This window comes from Amycolatopsis sp., from assembly GCF_036008905.1.
Taxonomy (GTDB): Bacteria; Actinomycetota; Actinomycetes; order Mycobacteriales; family Pseudonocardiaceae; genus Amycolatopsis.
The window spans coordinates 90,118-106,267 of sequence record NZ_DASYMU010000036.1 but is presented as its reverse complement, the minus strand read 5'-3'; the positions used below and the strand labels follow the sequence as shown (position 1 = coordinate 106,267).

9 protein-coding genes are annotated in these 16,150 nt (G+C 69.3%); 2 read left to right on the top strand and 7 right to left on the bottom strand.

Annotated elements, in window-relative coordinates; all coding sequences use genetic code 11:
• Positions 1-180 precede the first annotated feature (180 nt).
• Positions 181-2,919, top strand: a complete 2,739-nt coding sequence (locus tag VGP60_RS07105; protein WP_327547069.1) for an ATP-binding protein — start codon at positions 181-183, stop codon at positions 2,917-2,919.
• Positions 2,920-3,119: 200 nt separating this feature from the next.
• Here VGP60_RS07105 and mtlA read toward each other — a convergent pair whose 3' ends face one another.
• On the bottom strand, positions 3,120-4,181 hold the full coding sequence (mtlA, locus tag VGP60_RS07100; protein ID WP_327547068.1) for a mannitol-specific PTS transporter subunit IIC: 1,062 nt from the start codon (positions 4,179-4,181) through the stop codon (positions 3,120-3,122).
• A 503-nt stretch (positions 4,182-4,684) separates the two neighbouring features.
• Between mtlA and VGP60_RS07095 the strand changes: the two genes are divergently transcribed.
• The gene (locus tag VGP60_RS07095; protein WP_327547067.1) at positions 4,685-5,446 is read left to right on the top strand and encodes a DeoR/GlpR family DNA-binding transcription regulator; all 762 of its coding nucleotides are present in this window, start codon (positions 4,685-4,687) and stop codon (positions 5,444-5,446) included.
• Here VGP60_RS07095 and VGP60_RS07090 read toward each other — a convergent pair.
• From VGP60_RS07090 to VGP60_RS07065, 6 genes are all read right to left on the bottom strand, one after another.
• Positions 5,436-8,144 (bottom strand): LuxR C-terminal-related transcriptional regulator, encoded by a 2,709-nt coding sequence (locus tag VGP60_RS07090; protein WP_327547066.1) that lies wholly within the window; start codon positions 8,142-8,144, stop codon positions 5,436-5,438. The genes VGP60_RS07095 and VGP60_RS07090 overlap by 11 nt on opposite strands.
• Before the next feature lie 3 nt (positions 8,145-8,147).
• A complete protein-coding gene (locus tag VGP60_RS07085) occupies positions 8,148-10,817 on the bottom strand; it encodes an AAA family ATPase (protein WP_327547065.1) in 2,670 nt (889 codons plus the stop codon).
• Positions 10,818-11,289: 472 nt separating this feature from the next.
• Complete coding sequence (locus tag VGP60_RS07080) at positions 11,290-11,592, bottom strand: hypothetical protein (protein ID WP_327547064.1); 303 nt, start codon at positions 11,590-11,592, stop codon at positions 11,290-11,292.
• Between the two features lie 137 nt (positions 11,593-11,729).
• Entirely contained in the window at positions 11,730-13,556 is a 1,827-nt protein-coding gene (gene glmS / locus VGP60_RS07075) for a glutamine--fructose-6-phosphate transaminase (isomerizing) (protein ID WP_327547063.1), read from the bottom strand.
• A 43-nt stretch (positions 13,557-13,599) separates the two neighbouring features.
• Positions 13,600-13,869: a hypothetical protein gene (locus tag VGP60_RS07070; protein ID WP_327547062.1), complete on the bottom strand. Its 270-nt coding sequence runs from the start codon at positions 13,867-13,869 to the stop codon at positions 13,600-13,602.
• A gap of 140 nt (positions 13,870-14,009) precedes the next feature.
• Positions 14,010-16,121 (bottom strand): transglycosylase domain-containing protein, encoded by a 2,112-nt coding sequence (locus VGP60_RS07065; protein WP_327547061.1) that lies wholly within the window; start codon positions 16,119-16,121, stop codon positions 14,010-14,012.
• Between the last annotated feature and the right edge of the window lie 29 nt (positions 16,122-16,150).

Genomic DNA, 16,150 nt, shown 5'->3' with positions numbered 1-16,150 from the left:
CAACCGGGAATCGATCATGAACCGGAAAACTAAGGAGAATCCGGTACGACTCGCTCGAACGCGCTGAAGACTAGTGATTTATGGGCCCGATCCGGGGTTGACTGGGACCCGAAGTTGCTACTGTTCGAGTCGGATCGGGCGGACGAGTGCCCCCGGAATTCCGTGAGGAGTTTGGATCACGTGCTGCTCGAGCGGGACTCCGAAGTGGATTCGGTGGCCGCTTGCCTGCGTGAAGCCGCGAACGGCCGTGGCGCACTGGTCGTGATCTCCGGCCCGCTGGGTTCCGGGAAGTCCCGCCTGCTGCACGCCCTGCCCGGGCAGGCCACCGGGGAAACGGTGGTCCTGCGGGCGAGCGGCGCGCTCGAGGAACAGGACTTCGCGTTCGGCGTGGTGCACCAGTTCCTCGACTCGGCCTTGCTCGTCGCACTGCCCGAAGCGCGTGATCAGTGGCTTTCCGTTACCCCGGAAGGCAAAGCGCTCGAGACCTTGTATGGGCTCATGATGCGGCTCAGTGCGCGGCGGCCCCTCCTCGTGCTGGTGGACGACGTCCAGTGGGCCGACGCGCCTTCGCTGGCCTGGCTCGAGAGGCTGACGAACGAGCTGGGCTCCCACCGGATCGTGGTCGTGGTGACCGTGTCCGAAGGGGAACCCGCGGCCGAAAACGCGGCGGTACTGGAGATCCTCGGCCGCGCGGACCGGAAACTGGCGCTGAACCCCCTCTCCCCGGACGCCACCGCGCAGGCGGTCGCGGCGGAATTCGACCGGCCCGGCGAAGAAGGTTTCGTGCGCGGCTGTCATGAGGCCTCCGGGGGCAGGCCGCTGTTCCTGATGTCCGTCCTGTCGGAGCTCCGGCTGCGGGGGTACCAGCCGATCGCCGAACACGCCGCCGTCGCGCGCGCGATCAGGCCGACGGCGTTGCGCGCGCACCTCGCGGCCTGCCTGCGGTCGCAGTCCGCCGCCACGCAAAGGTTCGCGCAGACGCTGGCGGCGCTCAACGAACCCGACAGCCGGGAACTGCTCTCGCCGATCTCCGGGCTCAGTCCCGACGAACTCGCCGGAGCGGCCGAAACGCTGGCAACACTGGGCCTGGTGGACCCCGGCCGGGTACTCCGGTTCTTCCACCACGCGGTCCGTGACGCCGTCGAGCAGTCGATCTCCCCCGGCGAGTTCGCCGAGCTGCATTTCCGGCTGGCGGAAGCACTCCACGAATGCGGCTCCCCCGTCGACGAGATCGCCGCGCATCTGCTGCGGGCCGAACCGCGGCCGGTGCCGTGGGCCGCCGACGTGCTCCGGGCGGCGGGCGGAGCCGCGTCCGGACGCGGTGATTCCGACGCCGCGGCCCGGTATCTGCGGCGCGCCCTGATGAACTGCCCGGACGAGGACCGGGGGCGAGCGCAGCTGCTCATCGATCTCGCCACCACCGAGCGCCGGTTCGACCCGTTGCTCTCGGCCCAGCATCTCGCCGAAGCGTTGCCGCTATTCGATTCCGCCATCGAACGCGGTCACGCCGCGGTACGGATCGAGCCGATGATGCTGGGCCTGCGACAGGGCGCCGCGCTCGACCTGATGGAGAAACTGCACGGGGAACTCGCCGATCCGGCCACCGCCACCGGGGAATCCCGCGAAATGGCGCTACGGCTGGAAGCCAGGCTGCGGTACGCGAAGATCAAGGATCCGCCGCACCTGGCGGACGCCGCCCAGCGGCTCGCCGGGCTGGGCGGCGAACCTCCGCTCGGCACGGTGGGCGAGCGGGAACTGGCCGGTGCGCTGCTGTTCGCTGCCACGTTGTCGGGCACCGATCTTTCCGGGGTCGCCACCCTCGGCGGGCGGATCCTGCGGAGCGAACCACCGAGCCTCGACCAGATGCACACTGCCACTCCCCTGATCGTCCGGTCGCTGATCACGGCCGACTCGCTGACCGACGCCTCGGCGTGGCTCGACCTCGCCGCCGCGGAAGAACGACGGTTCGGCGTGCCCTCGCTGCGGACGTTCATCGGGGTGCAGCGAGCGCTGATCGCGACCCGCCGGGGCAGGCTCGCCGAAGCCGCGGACCTGGCGTTCCACGCACTGGACCTGATCAGCCCGTCGGCACAGCCGTCGCTGGAACAAGGGGTGCACGCCCTGGTCCTCGTCGCGATGGACACCGGCGACGCGGCCTTGGCCGCGCGTGCGCTGGCCCGCTGCGCGGAGCACGAAACGGAGCTCCACAGCTCGTGGCTGCGGAAGCTGGTGCACGGCGTCGCGGCGGCCAAGGCCGGGAACGCGGAAGTCGCGCTGAAGTACTTCCACGCCTCCGGGCGGCAGCTGGACAGCACGGGCTGGCGCAATCCCGAGATCGTGCCGTGGCGCGGCTGGGCCGCGATGCTGCATTTCCGGCTGGGACAACAGGCCACGGCCAAGGAACTCGCCGACGAGGAGTACACGCGGGCGCGCACTTGGGGCACCCCGCAGGGGCAGGGACGATCACTGCGCGTCCGGGGCGCGATCACCACCGGGGCAGCCGGAATCGAGCTGCTGACCCGCTCGGCCGAAGTCCTCGCGGAGTCGGAAAACCCGTTGGAGCAGGCGCGAACGGCGTTGCTTCTCGGTCAGCGTCTGCGCGACACCGGTCATCCCGACGCCGGGTCACACCTGGCGCGGGCCCGGCAGCTGGCCGCCGAATGCGGCGCGTCCTGGCTCGTCCTCCCCGACGCCAAGCCGTCCGCCGTCCCGGCCTCGAGGACGTCGCTGACCGCGTCCGAACGCAAGGTCGCCGAGCTCGCCGTGAGCGGGATGACCAACCAGCTCATCGCGCGGAAACTCGAGATCACCGTGCGCACGGTGGAAAAGCACCTCACGAACTCCTACCGGAAACTCGGCGTCGACGGTCGCGCGGACCTCGCCCGTGCACTGGAGTCCTTCCCTCCCGTCGGCTCGTGAGTGGCAACAAGTGTGGGTGGCTCGTGAGTGGCTACGAGTGTTAGAACACTCGTAGCCACTCAAGACCCACCCACCCAGCAGAACCGCCCCAACGGACCCCGGGAACGCCGTGAAGGCCTTCCCATCAATAAGCAAACGAAGGCCGTTTCGGGAGCGGGAAGGGCTCCTGAAACGGCCTTCGCGGGTCGAGCACGGATTGCTTACTTGGCGGTGACCGGACCGCCGTCGGCGATTTCCTGCTCTCGGGCCTTTTCCTCGTCCTTCGCGCTCCGGCCGAATTTCAGCAGCGCGGAAGCGATGAAGAACGAGACGACCGCGGAGACCAATATCCCGGCGAGGACCCCGAAGAACCCGCCCTTGGGGGTGACCGCGAGGACGGCGATGATGCTGCCCGGCGACGGCGTCGCGGTGAGACCCGCGCCGGTCACGCTGAACACCAGCAGACCCGCCGCGCTGCCGCCGATGGCGGCGATGATGAGCCGCGGCGCGGCGAGGATGTACGGGAAGTAGATCTCGTGGATCCCGCCGAAGAACTGGATGACGATCGCGCCCGGCGCGGTGGCCCGCATCGCCTTGGCGCCGAAGAACGTGATCGCCAGCAGGATGCCGACACCGGGGCCGGGGTTCGGCTCGATCAGGAACTCGATCGCCTTGCCGCTGTCCACCGACTTGGCGATGCCCAGCGGGCTCAGCACACCGTGGTTGATGGCGTTGTTGAGGAACAGCACCTTCGCCGGCTCGACGATGACCGAAACCAGTGGCAGCAGATGGATGTCGACCAGTGCCTGCACGCCGTTGCCGAGTGCCTTGGTGATGCCCTGGACCACCGGGCCGATGCTCAGCATGCCGACCACGGCCATGATGCCGCCGATGATCCCGGCACTGAAGTTGTCCACCAGCATCTTGAACCCGGCACCCGCGCGGCTGCCGACGTGCTCGTCGAACTTCTTCAGCAGGTACGCCGTGAGCGGGCCGACGATCATGGCGCCGAGGAACATCGGGATGTCCGCGCCGACGGCGATACCGACCGTGGCGACCGCACCGACGACCGCACCGCGCTGGCCGTGCACCAGCCGGCCTCCGGTGTAGCCGATCAGGACCGGCAGCAGCAGTTTGATCATCGGATCGACGAGTTCGGCGATATGCGCGTTCGGCGTCCAGCCGGTGGGGATGAACAGGGCCGTGATGAGGCCCCAGGCGATGAACGCCCCGATGTTGGGCATCACCATGCTGGCCAGGTACCCGCCGAATCGCTGAACCACTACTCGGGCGGTATGCGCCTTTGAAGGCGTCTCTGTTGTCATCGTCGACACTTCCAGTTCGAAGGGGGAAGCCCTGCTACAGGGATCTCAGCGGGCTGAGTAGCGGATTTCCGCCGACTTCGCCATGTGACCCTGCTCGCACTTGCGCGATCGTTTGAGTGATTTTGCATGGCTTCACGTTGCTTTTCAAGGGATTCCAAAGATTGCTTTAGCAAAGCAACACTGCCGTTATCGGACCGGTGTATCCACTGGTCAAAGCCTGGTCAGTTCCTGCCGGACGCTGGGGTTTTCCCAGCAAGGTGGCGGAATACGCGGTAGGGTCGACCCTGGTGAGGCATTCCGGCAGGCGCCCGGAGGACTACCTTCGGGACAGCGGACGCGGCTTCGGAGCTCTAGGCACGGGGTTTTCGCGGTAGTTGATACCCACACGATCACATTGCGATCCGGAAAAAAGCAACATAAACTCACTTGTTTGTGGGATCCGACGGGGAAGGTGGCAGGGGATGTACGCCGAAGAGCGGCAGCAGATAGTCCTCGAACGGGCCCGGAAGAAGGGCCGCGTCGATGTGACGGCACTCGCGGAGGAATTCACCGTCACCACCGAAACCATCCGCCGCGACCTCACCGTCCTGGAACGCCACGGTGTCCTCCGGCGGGTCCACGGCGGCGCGATTCCCGTGGAGCGCCTGGGTTTCGAGCCCGCACTCGCCACCCGCGAAGGCGTGATGACCGCGGAGAAGGAACGCATCGCCAAGGCCGCGCTGGCCGAGCTCCCCGACGAGGGCACCATCCTGCTCGACGCGGGGACCACCACCGCCCGCCTGGCGGAGATCCTGCCCGCGGACCGGGAACTGACCGTGGTCACCCATTCCGTCAGCATCGCCCTGTCGCTGACCACCCGCCCCAACCTCACCGTCATGCTCGTCGGCGGCAGGCTGCGCAGCCGGACACTCGCTTCGGTGGACGCCTGGGCGTTGCAGGCGTTGAAGGACACTTTCGTCGAGGTCGCGTTCATCGCCTCCAACGGCGTTTCCGCCGAACGCGGACTGACCACACCGGACTCCGCCGAGGCGATGGTCAAGCGCGCCGCCATCGCCAGTGCGCGCCGTTCCGTGCTGCTCGCCGACCACACCAAGGTGGGCAACGATCACTTCGCCCGCTTCGCCGACCTCAGCGACATCGACACGTTCATCACCGACAACGGCATCGACTCCGCCGTCGCCGCCGAGATCGCCGCCGAGGGCCCGAAGATCGTCACCGCTTGACCTCGGACTGCCGGGTCGCCAAGGCCTCGGCGAGTCCGGCCCTGCCGTCGACACCGAGCTTCCGGTACGAGTTCGTGAGGTGCTTCTCCACCGCCCGGCGGGAAACGCCGAGCTTCTCGGCGATCTCCTGGTTCGTCAAGTTCCGGACCACCCAGCCGGCGACCCGGTTCTCCGTGCGGGTCAACGCGGTCCGCGCGCCGAGCCCCAGCTCCGCCCCCGCCGGCTCCGGGCCCGGTTCGGTGGCCAGCCAGCTCGCCCCGCAGGCCGTCGCCAGTTCCTGGCCCTGCCAAAGGAACTTGGGTCCGTCCGGGCCGTCTTCCGCGATCAGCCGCCGTCCCAGCACGATGGACGTCCTGGCCATACCGAGACGGTCTCCGGACCCGCTGAACACGTCGGCCGACTCGCGCAGCAGCTCGATCCCCGCTTTCCCGGCGGTGACCGAGCCCCGTATCCGCAACGCGCGGCCCAGCGCGGCCGGCGCGCCCCACCGCGCGGCCAGCTCATGGTCCTCTTCGGACACCTCCGTCGCCGCGCCGACCTTCCCGAGCCGGTGCTGCACCGTGGCCGCCCAGGCACGCCACCGATGCGCCGCCGGGTTGTGCCAGCCCGCCTGCTCCAGCTGACGCCCGCAGCCCAGGAAGTGTTCCAAGGCGTCGACGAGGTCACCGCGGGCGGACGCGACCACACCGCGCAGCATCCGCAGGACCGCGCTCACGGCCAAGTCGGTCTCGTCGGGTTTCGCGTCGAAGACCATGGTGGCCAAGTCCGGGTCGCCGGTCTCGATCGCCACCAGCGCCAGCGCGATCGTGGCTTGGGAGGCCGTCTCCGGCCAGCCCGCGTCGGCGAGTTCGCACGCCCGCAGCGCGCTCGCCCTCGCCTGCGGCATCTGCCCCGAGGCCAGATACACGTGTGTCCGCTCGGCGTGGATCAGCGCTTCGGCCGCGACAGCGTGCTGCCGCCGCGCCTGGGCGAGCCCGCTGTCCAGCCAACCGGCGACGTCCTCGGCGGAGTCGGCCGCGACCTGGACGGTCACCAGCAGCGGCAACGCGGTGTGCACGTGGACGAACGAAGCCGGTTCACGGTCCAGTATCCGGTGTCCCAGCCACGCGATTTCGTGCGCGGGCACATCCCCGGTCAGCATCGCCGCGTGCAGCCGCATCACGGCCAGTTCGCGTTCGCCCGCGGTGGCCAGCGGCAGATCCCGGCCGAACCCCCGCAGGACCGAGACCGACGCCACCAGCGCCCGCGGGTCCTCCACCCCGAGATATGTTCGCCGCGCGGCGAGCCGGAGCGCGAATTCCCGTTGCGGCCCTGGGGTTTCCTCGGCGTCACCGAGCGCGTCGGCGATCTCCCGGACCACCTTCGCCACCGGCGGGCGGGACCGGATCGCCGCGGGCGAGATCATCACCGCGGCCGCCGCGCGATCGGTGACCGTCTCCAGCAACGGGATGGCCTGGCACAGATGGCGCGCCGAGGAAGCCGGGTCGAAGCCCCGCTCGCTGACCCCCAGATCGACGAGCAGTCTCGCCCGGAGCGCGGGATCGCCGGAAGCGTCCTGCAGCGCGCGGCGCAGATAGCGCGTCGCGATGTCGGCCGCTCCCCGGCGCAGGCACGCGGCCGCGCCTTCCCGCAGCACGTCCAGCGCCCACCGGTCGAGCACCGAGGACACCATGACCAGCTGGTCGGCCACGAGTTCGGCGGGATGGCCGTCGCTGTGCAGCACCCACGCGGCCTCCCAGCGCAGTTTGTCGTGCTCGCGCACCGGAATCGACGCCTCGACGGCCCGCTCGACCGTCACGTCGATCAGCTGTCCGTCCGCCACCAGACCGAGCCCGTCAAGGGCCACCAGCGCGTCCGTGCGACCGGCTTCGTCGAGCCCGGCCAGCTGCCCGACCAGCGCGGGTTCGGCTTGAGCGCCGAGCACGACCATCGCCCACGCGAAGTACCGCACCGCTTCGTCTTCTTCGCCCAGCCACGCCATGCGGGTGCCCAGCAGCAACGCGGGCCCCAGCTCCCCGACCCGCCCGGCGTCCCGCGCGACCGGTCGGAGCCCGGAGGCAGTCAGACCGGCGAGCAATGTCGTGAGCAGGGCCGGGTTTCCGCCGGTGAGGTCGTGGCAGGCCGCCACGAACCGCTCGTCGCAGTCCGCCTCGGTCTGTCCGAAGTGGACACCCACCAGCGCGGTGGTGCCCGGCAGGGTGAGGCTCGCCGGCCGCAGCCGGTAGCACGGCGTGCTGACGCCGCGCTCCCGTACCTGGTCGGCCTGATAGCCGTCCGTCCCGGCCGTTCCCGCGACCACCAGCCGCAGGCCGTCGAGCCGCCTCGTCACCTCCGCCAGCACCTGGATCGACTCGACGTCGATCCAGCACAGCTCGTCCACGAGAATGACCATGGCACGCTCGGCGCACAGCTTTTCCAGCAGGGAAACGAGTTCGGGGATGTCGGACGGAACCGTGGCCAGCACCGGTTCGAGGAGCTGGTGCACGATCCCGAAGGGGAACACCGACTCGAGCTCGGCCCCGCGCGCACGCAGCACCCGGGCGCCGAGCGCGTGGGCCACCCGGGAGAGCTCCCCGAGCAGGGCGGTCTTCCCGGAGCCACGCGAACCGCTGATCACCAGCACCGACCCGTTGCCGGACAAGGCATCCCGCACCGATTTGTCCATTATGGACAGCTCGGCCTCCCGGTCCACCACCATGGCTCAGCCCTCTGTCCCGGCCGCGTCGAACACCGTCGACAGGTCTCCCCGGCTGGCGACACCGAGCTTGCGGTACACGCTCGTGAGATGCACCTCGACCGTGCGCAAGGTGACCGACAGCGTCTCGGCGATGTCGGTGTTGCTGAGCCCGCGCGCCGCGATCGCGGCCACTTTCCGTTCCCTGGCCGTCAGCACGCCGACGCGATCGCCGCTCACCTGCTGCATCCGGCCCCCGGCGGCCACCAGCATGTTCCGCGCCGTCGTCGCCGCGGCCCAGCCGCCGTGGCGCACCGAAAGGTCGACCGCGCGCCGGAGGTGCTCGCGCGCTCCGCCTGGGTGGTCGTCGCGCAGCAGCGCCATGCCGAGCAGTGTCTCGGCCTTGGCGTGATCGGCCCCGGCCTGAGTGCCCGCCAGCACCTCCACGGCCTCGGTCAACGCGGTGATGCCACGGTGGCCGGGGGTCGTGATCCCCTTGGCCGTCAGAGCCAGGCCGGTGGCGCGCGCCGTCCCCCAGCGTTCTGCCAGGTCCTCGCCGCGCTCGGCCAGCCCGGCCGCGTGCGCCGGGCGGCCCAGCGCCATGAGCAGCTCCGCCGCGTGCAGCCACCACGGCGCGAACACGGGATTGCGGATACCGCCGGCTTCGAGCAGGGCGCCGCAGCGCTCGGCGTAGGCCAGTGAGGCTTCGAAATCATGCTCGAAGCGGCTGATCTTCGCCTTGGTGATCAGGTAGTAATAGCCGTCGAACGGGCCGGCCGAAGACTTCTCCCACGGGTCGATCGTGTCGAGCAGCGCCGTCGATCCCTCGACGTCACCCTGGTTGAACAGCACCAGCGCGTGCATGACCCTGGTCATGACCGCGCTGGTGTCCCACGGTTGCGTCGCGGCTATCGCCATCGCGGCGCTCGTGCAGGTCGCGGCCTCGGTGATCTTCCCGGCGCTGACGAGGATCCAGGCTTTCGTGCTCAACGCGAGCGCGTGTGGCCAGACCGCGCCCCGCTCCTCGCTCTCGGCGATCGCGGCTTCGATCCCCCGCCGCGCCTCGTCGAATTCGTCGGCCAGGAACAGCACGACCGACGCCGTCGTGGCCGTCCAGCCGCTTTTCGCCTGCTCGTCACGCAAAGCGCCCCGGGCGAACTCGGTGGCCTCCGCCGCCGACGTTCCCCCCAGCGTGGTGAGGAGGGCGCGGACGGCGAGCGCCTGACGCTCGCCCGGAGTGTCCCCGTGTTCCGGCTCGCGGGTGCGCGCGGATCCGCTCCGCGGCGAGAACAACAGCAGCGATTCGAGCTGGATCCGCAGATCCGTGTCGGCCGCCGTCCGCGGTTCCTCCGGCCCGCGTGCGTCCAGCGAGGCCAAGGCGTCACGCAGCAGCCGGATCGGCATGCGGGCGCCCGGCATGATCAGCTCGATCGCGCCCAGCCGCGCCACGATCGCGGCCCGCTCCCGGACATCGGTCACGCGGGGCAGCGCTTCGGAGAGCAGGCCGGAAATCTCCAGCGGGTTGATCTCGGCCAGCGCCTTGGCCAAGGCCATGCGCGCGCCGACGTCGTCGGGATCGGTCGCCACCAGCCGCCGCAGATACCGTGCCGCGCTACCGGCTTCGGGCGCCCTCATCGCGGCCTCGTGCAACGTCTCGCGCATCCACGGCTCGTCCAGCCGCGCGAGCAGCAGCAACTGGTCCGCGACGAGCCCGGCCGGGCGGCCCGAGTCGTTCAGCAGCCGCGCGGCACGCAGCCGCAACTCCGCGCGCTCGGCGCCGGGAAGCTCGTCCAGCATCCCGGCGAGGACCACCTGGCCGAAACCAGGGGCCCGCTCCAGGCTTTCGAGCACCTCGGCGACCGCGCCGGCGGGCACCCTGGCGAGCATGGCCACGAGTTCGACGTCTTCGGGTCCGATCACGGCGACCGCTCGGATCACCTCCCGGACATGGCTGGGTTCGCACTCCAGGCGAGCACGCACCCAGAGCCGGCCCATCGCCAAGCTCACCGCGCCGGCCCGCGCGATCCCGTCTTCGTCCGGGGTGGCGCCCTCCGCGCGCAGAGTGGCGAACAGCCAGGTCGCGAATTCGGGGTTGCCGGAGGAGAACTCGGTGCAGGCACGGACGAACGCGGGCTCCGGACGCCGCCCGAACTCGCGTTCGGCCAGGCGGGCGACGTCCGCGGCGCCGAGGCTCGCCGGTTCGATGAGCCGGAACCGCGCGGAGGGGACCAGCGCGGCCAGCCGTCTGTCCAAGGGGGACACTTCGTCGGCGCGCAGCGCGAACACCACCAGGAGCCGCGACTCGTCGGCGCGACGCAGCAGGAATTCGAACCAGCGCAACGACATTTCGTCGCACCACTGCACGTTGTCCACCAAGAGCACGAGTGGCGCTTCGGTCAGCAGGGCGAGCACCCGGCGGCGGGCGGCGGGCAGGAACGTGGCCGCGTGCCGGTCCACGAGGTCGTCGTCTTCGAGCAGGCTCCGGACGACACCGAAGGCGACCTCCTGGCCTGCTTCGCCCGGGGACGCACGCCGGACGGCGGCTTCCCGGTCGCCGAGGTGACGGAGCAGCGCCGTCTTGCCGCTTCCCCGCGTTCCCCGCAGCACGACGACCTGAGCGGAGCCGGCCTTGGCGGCCGCGGCGCGGGCGGCCAACCGGGTCAGCTCGGCCGAGCGTCCCAGCAGTAGCTCCGGCACGCTGATCCTCCTGACCCGACGACGGTGAATCGTTTTCCCGGCCTCGCCCCCGGATATTACCCATCGCGGCGGCACACGCAATGCGATGATAGAATATCCCGGGCATAATGAAAAAACGCGGGGAAATCCGGAACTCGCGGGTATGGAGCGGAGTGGCGTTACAGCCGACCATATTCGGAGCGTAGAACCCGAACTACAATCAGTTATCACATTGCGGTTCACGCATCCGACACCGGGCCGCCGCGACTCCGATCCCCTTCCTTGCGCCACAACGAACCGGGCGACCGTTCGCGCCAGGCGCACCTGCCCGCATCGGTCAGATCACTCTAGTCAGCCCGATGTGGTTTCGCAACCAACCTTCGTCGTTTTACCTGCGTTTGGTTGTGCATGAGTGGCCGTACGAGAACACGAAAGCCCAGGGAATCGGCCCTCTCCGCCCGCGTTCCACCATTTACCCGGACCGGGAAATATATTATTTCTCCAGCCTCAAAAAACCGGCGTCACATAGTTCGGCGGCCCAGGAATTCATCACGCAGCGTACGTCCACCGGATCCAGCCGCCATATTCCGGCGAGCATTTCCGAAGCCTCGCCGATTCGCCCGTCGTGCTGCCGCAAAGCGATCCACATCGCACTGCCGACGCCGTCGCACCGCCAACTCCGCCGCCTCGACGGCAGCCGGAGCTCCACACATCCACTTGGCGAAACACTCACGATCACCGCGGCGACCGGGCGGAGTATCGCCGCGACGCCGCCGATATTCTCCTCGGCGCCCACAAGATCATTTTGACACGGCGCTTTCCAGGAAAACCCCAGTGTCACCTGGGTCAGATCTCTTTGCCCACCCGAAAATGACATCGGGTTCGGCTATTTCCGGCGGCGGGCTCCCTGGCTTTCCCGGGAGCCCGCGTCCGTCATTCGACCGTGACGCTCTTCGCGAGGTTGCGCGGCTTGTCGATGTCGCGGCCGAGGTGCACCGCGATGCGGTGGGCGAAGATCTGGAGCGGGATGTTGAACAGGATCGGCTCCAGCTCCGGCTCCGTGCGCGGAACGCGGATCACGACGTCGGCGAGGCCTTCGGGGAGCTCCGCGTTGGTGATCGCGATGACCGGGCCGCCGCGGGCCTTGATCTGCTCCATGGTGCCGATGTTCTTCGCGAGCACCTCGTCGTCGGGCACGATGACCACCGACGGCATGCTCGGGTCGATCAGGGCGAGCGGGCCGTGCTTCAGCTCGGCGGCCTGGTAGGCCTCCGCGTGGATGTAGGAGATTTCCTTGAGCTTCTGCGCGCCTTCGCGAGCGACGGGCCAGCCGCGGACCCGGCCGACGAAGAACATGTGCTCGGCGTTGGCGTAACGCTCGGCGGCGGCGGTGATCTCGTCCTGGGCCGCCAGCACCTCTTCGAGCAGGCCCGGCAGCGCGTCGAGCGCCGCCACGATCCGCTTGCCGTGCGCCATCGAGAGGTCACGCACGCGGCCGAGCAGCAGCGCGAGCATGGCGAACGCGACGCACATGTTGGTCACGGCCTTGGTCGAGGCCACCGAGGTCTCGGGGCCCGCGTGCAGGAAGACGCCACGGCCGCACTCCCGCGCCACCGCGCTGCCGGCGACGTTGACCACGCCGATCACCCGGCCGCCCTTGCGCTTGATCTCCTGCACCGCGGCCAGGGTGTCGAGGGTTTCCCCGGACTGGCTGACCGCGACATACAGCGTGTCCGGGTCGACGACCGGGTTCCGGTAGCGGAACTCCGAGGCAGGCTCGGCGTCCGCCGGGAGCCGCGCCCACTCCTCCACCAGGTTGGCGCCGAGCTGGCCGGCGTAGTACGCCGAGCCGCAGCCGAGGAACTTCACGCGCCGGAACGACCGCAGCACATGGGGTTCCAGCTCGAGCCCGCCGAGATGCGCGGTGGAGAACCGCTCGTCAAGGCGCCCGAGCAGGGCACGCCGCACGGCGTCGGGCTGCTCGGCCATCTCCTTGCTCATGTAGTCCGCGTACCCGTCGAGCTGGTAGTCCTCGTCGGCGACGTCGATGGTCGTCGGGGTCTTCGCGGTGCGGTGCGCCTGCAGGGTACTGGTGCGGAAGTCGTCGGCGCGGACGGTCGCGAGCTCACCGTCGTCCAGGTAGACCACGCGCTGGGTGTGCCGGACGAGCGCGGCGACGTCGGAGGCGACGAACATCTCGCCGTCACCGATGCCGAGCACGATCGGGCTGCCGTTGCGCGCGACGACGAGCTCGTCGGGGTTGCGGACGTCGAACACGACGATGCCGTAGGCGCCCTCGACCTCGCGCAGCGTGAGGCGGACGGCCTCTTCGAGTGAGGAGGCACCGGCGTCGAGCGCGCGGGCGATGAGGTGCGCGAGCGATTCGGTGTCGGTCTCGGAGGTGAAGACGACGCCGTCGGCGGTCAGTTTCCCGCGCAGCTGCTCGGCGTTCTCGATGATGCCGTTGTGCACCACCGCGACATGGCCGCTGGTGTCGACCTGGGGGTGGGCGTTCGCGTCGGTCGGCTCACCGTGGGTGGCCCAGCGGGTGTGCGCGAGGCCGACCTGCGACGGGTAGCCCTTGCCGACGAGTTCGCGGAGCTCGTCGACCCGCACGGCGGCCTTCGTCACCTTCAGCTTGCCGCGATGCGCCACCGCGATCCCGGCGGAGTCGTAACCCCGGTATTCGAGGCGGTGCAACCCTTCCAGCAGGATGGGAGTGGCCTCACGACGGCCGATGTAGCCCACGATTCCGCACATAAACGAAGTAACCTTCCAGGAGTGTGAGAACGGACAGCTCGGGCTAGCCGTAGACGATCCGCCGGAGCTGGCGCTCGCTGAGTTCTCCCGCGCCGACCGGGCGACCGGCGAGTTCCCCCGCGATCGCCACCCAGATCCGCGCGTTCTTGTGCCCGCGCCGCTGCAGCTCGCCGTGGCGCCGCCGGACGAACTGTTCGGTCGTCTCCCCGAAGAAGGCGATCACGTCGGCGACGACCCTGGTGGCCGTCGGCACGGGCAGACCTGTCGACGCCGCGATGTGGAACGCCAGTTCGGCGTGCGGCGACGGGTCCATGGCAGGACTCTGGCACCCGAATCGCGGCCTGCGCAACTTCCCTGCCCGAAATCGGGCAGAAATGTGGCGCTTACCGCTCCCGCCACAAGGGGCTGAAGGGGACTTTCGCTCCCTTGTGGGCAGGCAAAGTCCCCTTCAGCTCAGTTTGAGTAGGCCGGGTCCGGGCCGGGGATGGCCTGGTCCGGCTGGCCCGCGAGGAGCTGCGACATGGAGTGGAAGTACGGCGGCGCGGCGACCGTGCCACCGAAGGCGCCGTGGCCGCAGTTGCCGAGATGCACCGGCGTACCGGGGCAGATCTCCTGCGGATGCGGGCCGTCGGCGAAGACCATCGACGACACCGCGTAGTCGTTCACCCCGCCGACGAACGCGACCGACTCGCTGTTCTGCGTGGTCCCGGTCTTGCCGATATCGGGCCGCGTCCACCCGGCGGACCTCGCCGCGGCGGCCGACGTGCCGATGGTGGTGTCCCGGCTCAGCCCGGCCATCAGCGTGTTCGCCACCCCGGACGGGATGACCTGCTCACAGGCCCGCTGCTGGACGGGCACGGCCTGGCCGTTGCGATCGGTCACCGACAGGATGGGGTTCGGCGGGCACCAGGTCCCGCCGCTCATCAGGGTCGCCGACACGTTGGCCATCTCGAGCGGGCTCACCGGGCTGTCGCCGAGGGTGAACGACAGCTTGTCCTGGAAGTACTGCGACTGCGGCTGGTCGTACTGCGTGTTCTTCGACCGCGCGTCCGCCGGGTCGGTGATCGGCGCGCTCCCGTCGTCGTTCGTGGCCAACGTGTTCCGCAGGCCCAGGTTGTGTGCCATCTGCAGCACCGCGGGCATGCCGACCTGCGACTCCAGCCCGACGAAGGCGACGTTCGGTGACGTCGCGAGCCCATCGGCGACGGTGATCGGGTCAGGATAATTCGTGCCGTCGTTGCTCACCGGGTAACACGAGGTGTACTTGTTCGCGTTCGGTGGGGTGAAACAGCTGCTGGGCGGGTTCGGCAGCGGGGTGTTCAGCCCGGCCTTGCCGGTGACCATGGCCGCGGCTGAGGTGAAGATCTTGAACGACGAACCGGCGCCGAACTTGTTGCTGGCGTCGGCGACGATGTTCGTCGACGTCTGGCCCTTCGCCGGGTCGTTGCCGAAGTTCCGGTTGGCGACCATCGCGAGCACCTGGTGCGAGTCCTGGCCCGGCTGGATCACCGCGAAGGTGTTCGCGACGCCGTCCGCCGTCGTCGGCACGTTCGCGTCGACGGCGTCCTTGGTCGTCTGGCTGACCTTCGGGTCCAAGGTGGTCTTGATGGTGTAGCCGCCGGTGTCGAGCTGGTCGGCGGTGAACCCGGCCTGCTGGAGGTAGGTTTCCGCGTACTGGCAGAAGAAACCGGCGTCCGCGCTCGCCCCCATGCAGGTGCTGGCCGGGGTCAGCGGCCCGCCGGGCAGGACGCCGATCGGCGCGGCCTTCGCGTCGGCGCCGGCCGCGGCGGGCAGGCTGCCGCCGCTGACCATGTCGTCGATCACCAGGTTCCGGCGCTGCACCGCGGCGCCCGGGTGGGTATACGGGTTGTAGATGTTGGGGTTGTTGACCATCCCGGCCAGCAACGCCGCCTGCGGTACGGTCAGTTTGTCCGCTGTCGTCCCGAAATACGCGTGGGACGCGGCGCCGACGCCGTAGATGTTCCCGGCGTACTCGACGACGTCGAGGTATCCGGCCAAAATGTTGTCTTTGGACATCGTCTGTCCCAATTGGACGGCCATCTTCGCTTCGCGCAGTTTGCGCCCGATCGAGTCTTCCTTGTCGGCCAGCTGCGCGGCCTTGTTCCCACGGTCGGCGACGTTGATCAGGTAGTTCTTGACGTACTGCTGGGTGATCGTCGACGCACCCTGCAGTCCCCCGCCGGCGCTGTCGTGCACGGCGGCCCGCGCCATGCCCTTCACGTCGACGCCGCTTTCGTCGTAGAAGCGGCGATCCTCGACGGCCACGATCGCGGCCTTCATCGCGGGCGCGATCTGCGCCGCTGTCTCGGGCAGGCGGTACTGGTCGTACAGCGTCGCGATGGGGGTGCCGTCGCGATCGGTCACCGTGGTCACCAGCGGCGGGTTGTCCGTGACGAGGTCCGCAGCGATCGTGCCGACGGAATTGCTCACCTGGTTGGACAACGCGCCCGCGCCGAGCACCACCGGGGACACCGCACCGGCGAGCAGCACGCCTCCCAGCACACACAAACCGAACAGGCGCACGGCACTTTGCCGGGTATTCACACAGAACTCCCTTTACTTATCGCTTAACG

Bases quoted from the DNA above. Each gene is read 5' to 3' on its own strand.
- VGP60_RS07095 (WP_327547067.1), top strand. From the start codon at position 4,685: ATGTACGCCGAAGAGCGGCAGCAGATAGTCCTCGAACGGGCCCGGAAG.
- VGP60_RS07090 (WP_327547066.1), bottom strand. From the start codon at position 8,144: ATGGTGGTGGACCGGGAGGCCGAGCTGTCCATAATGGACAAATCGGTG.
- glmS (WP_327547063.1), bottom strand. From the start codon at position 13,556: ATGTGCGGAATCGTGGGCTACATCGGCCGTCGTGAGGCCACTCCCATC.
- VGP60_RS07070 (WP_327547062.1), bottom strand. From the start codon at position 13,869: ATGGACCCGTCGCCGCACGCCGAACTGGCGTTCCACATCGCGGCGTCG.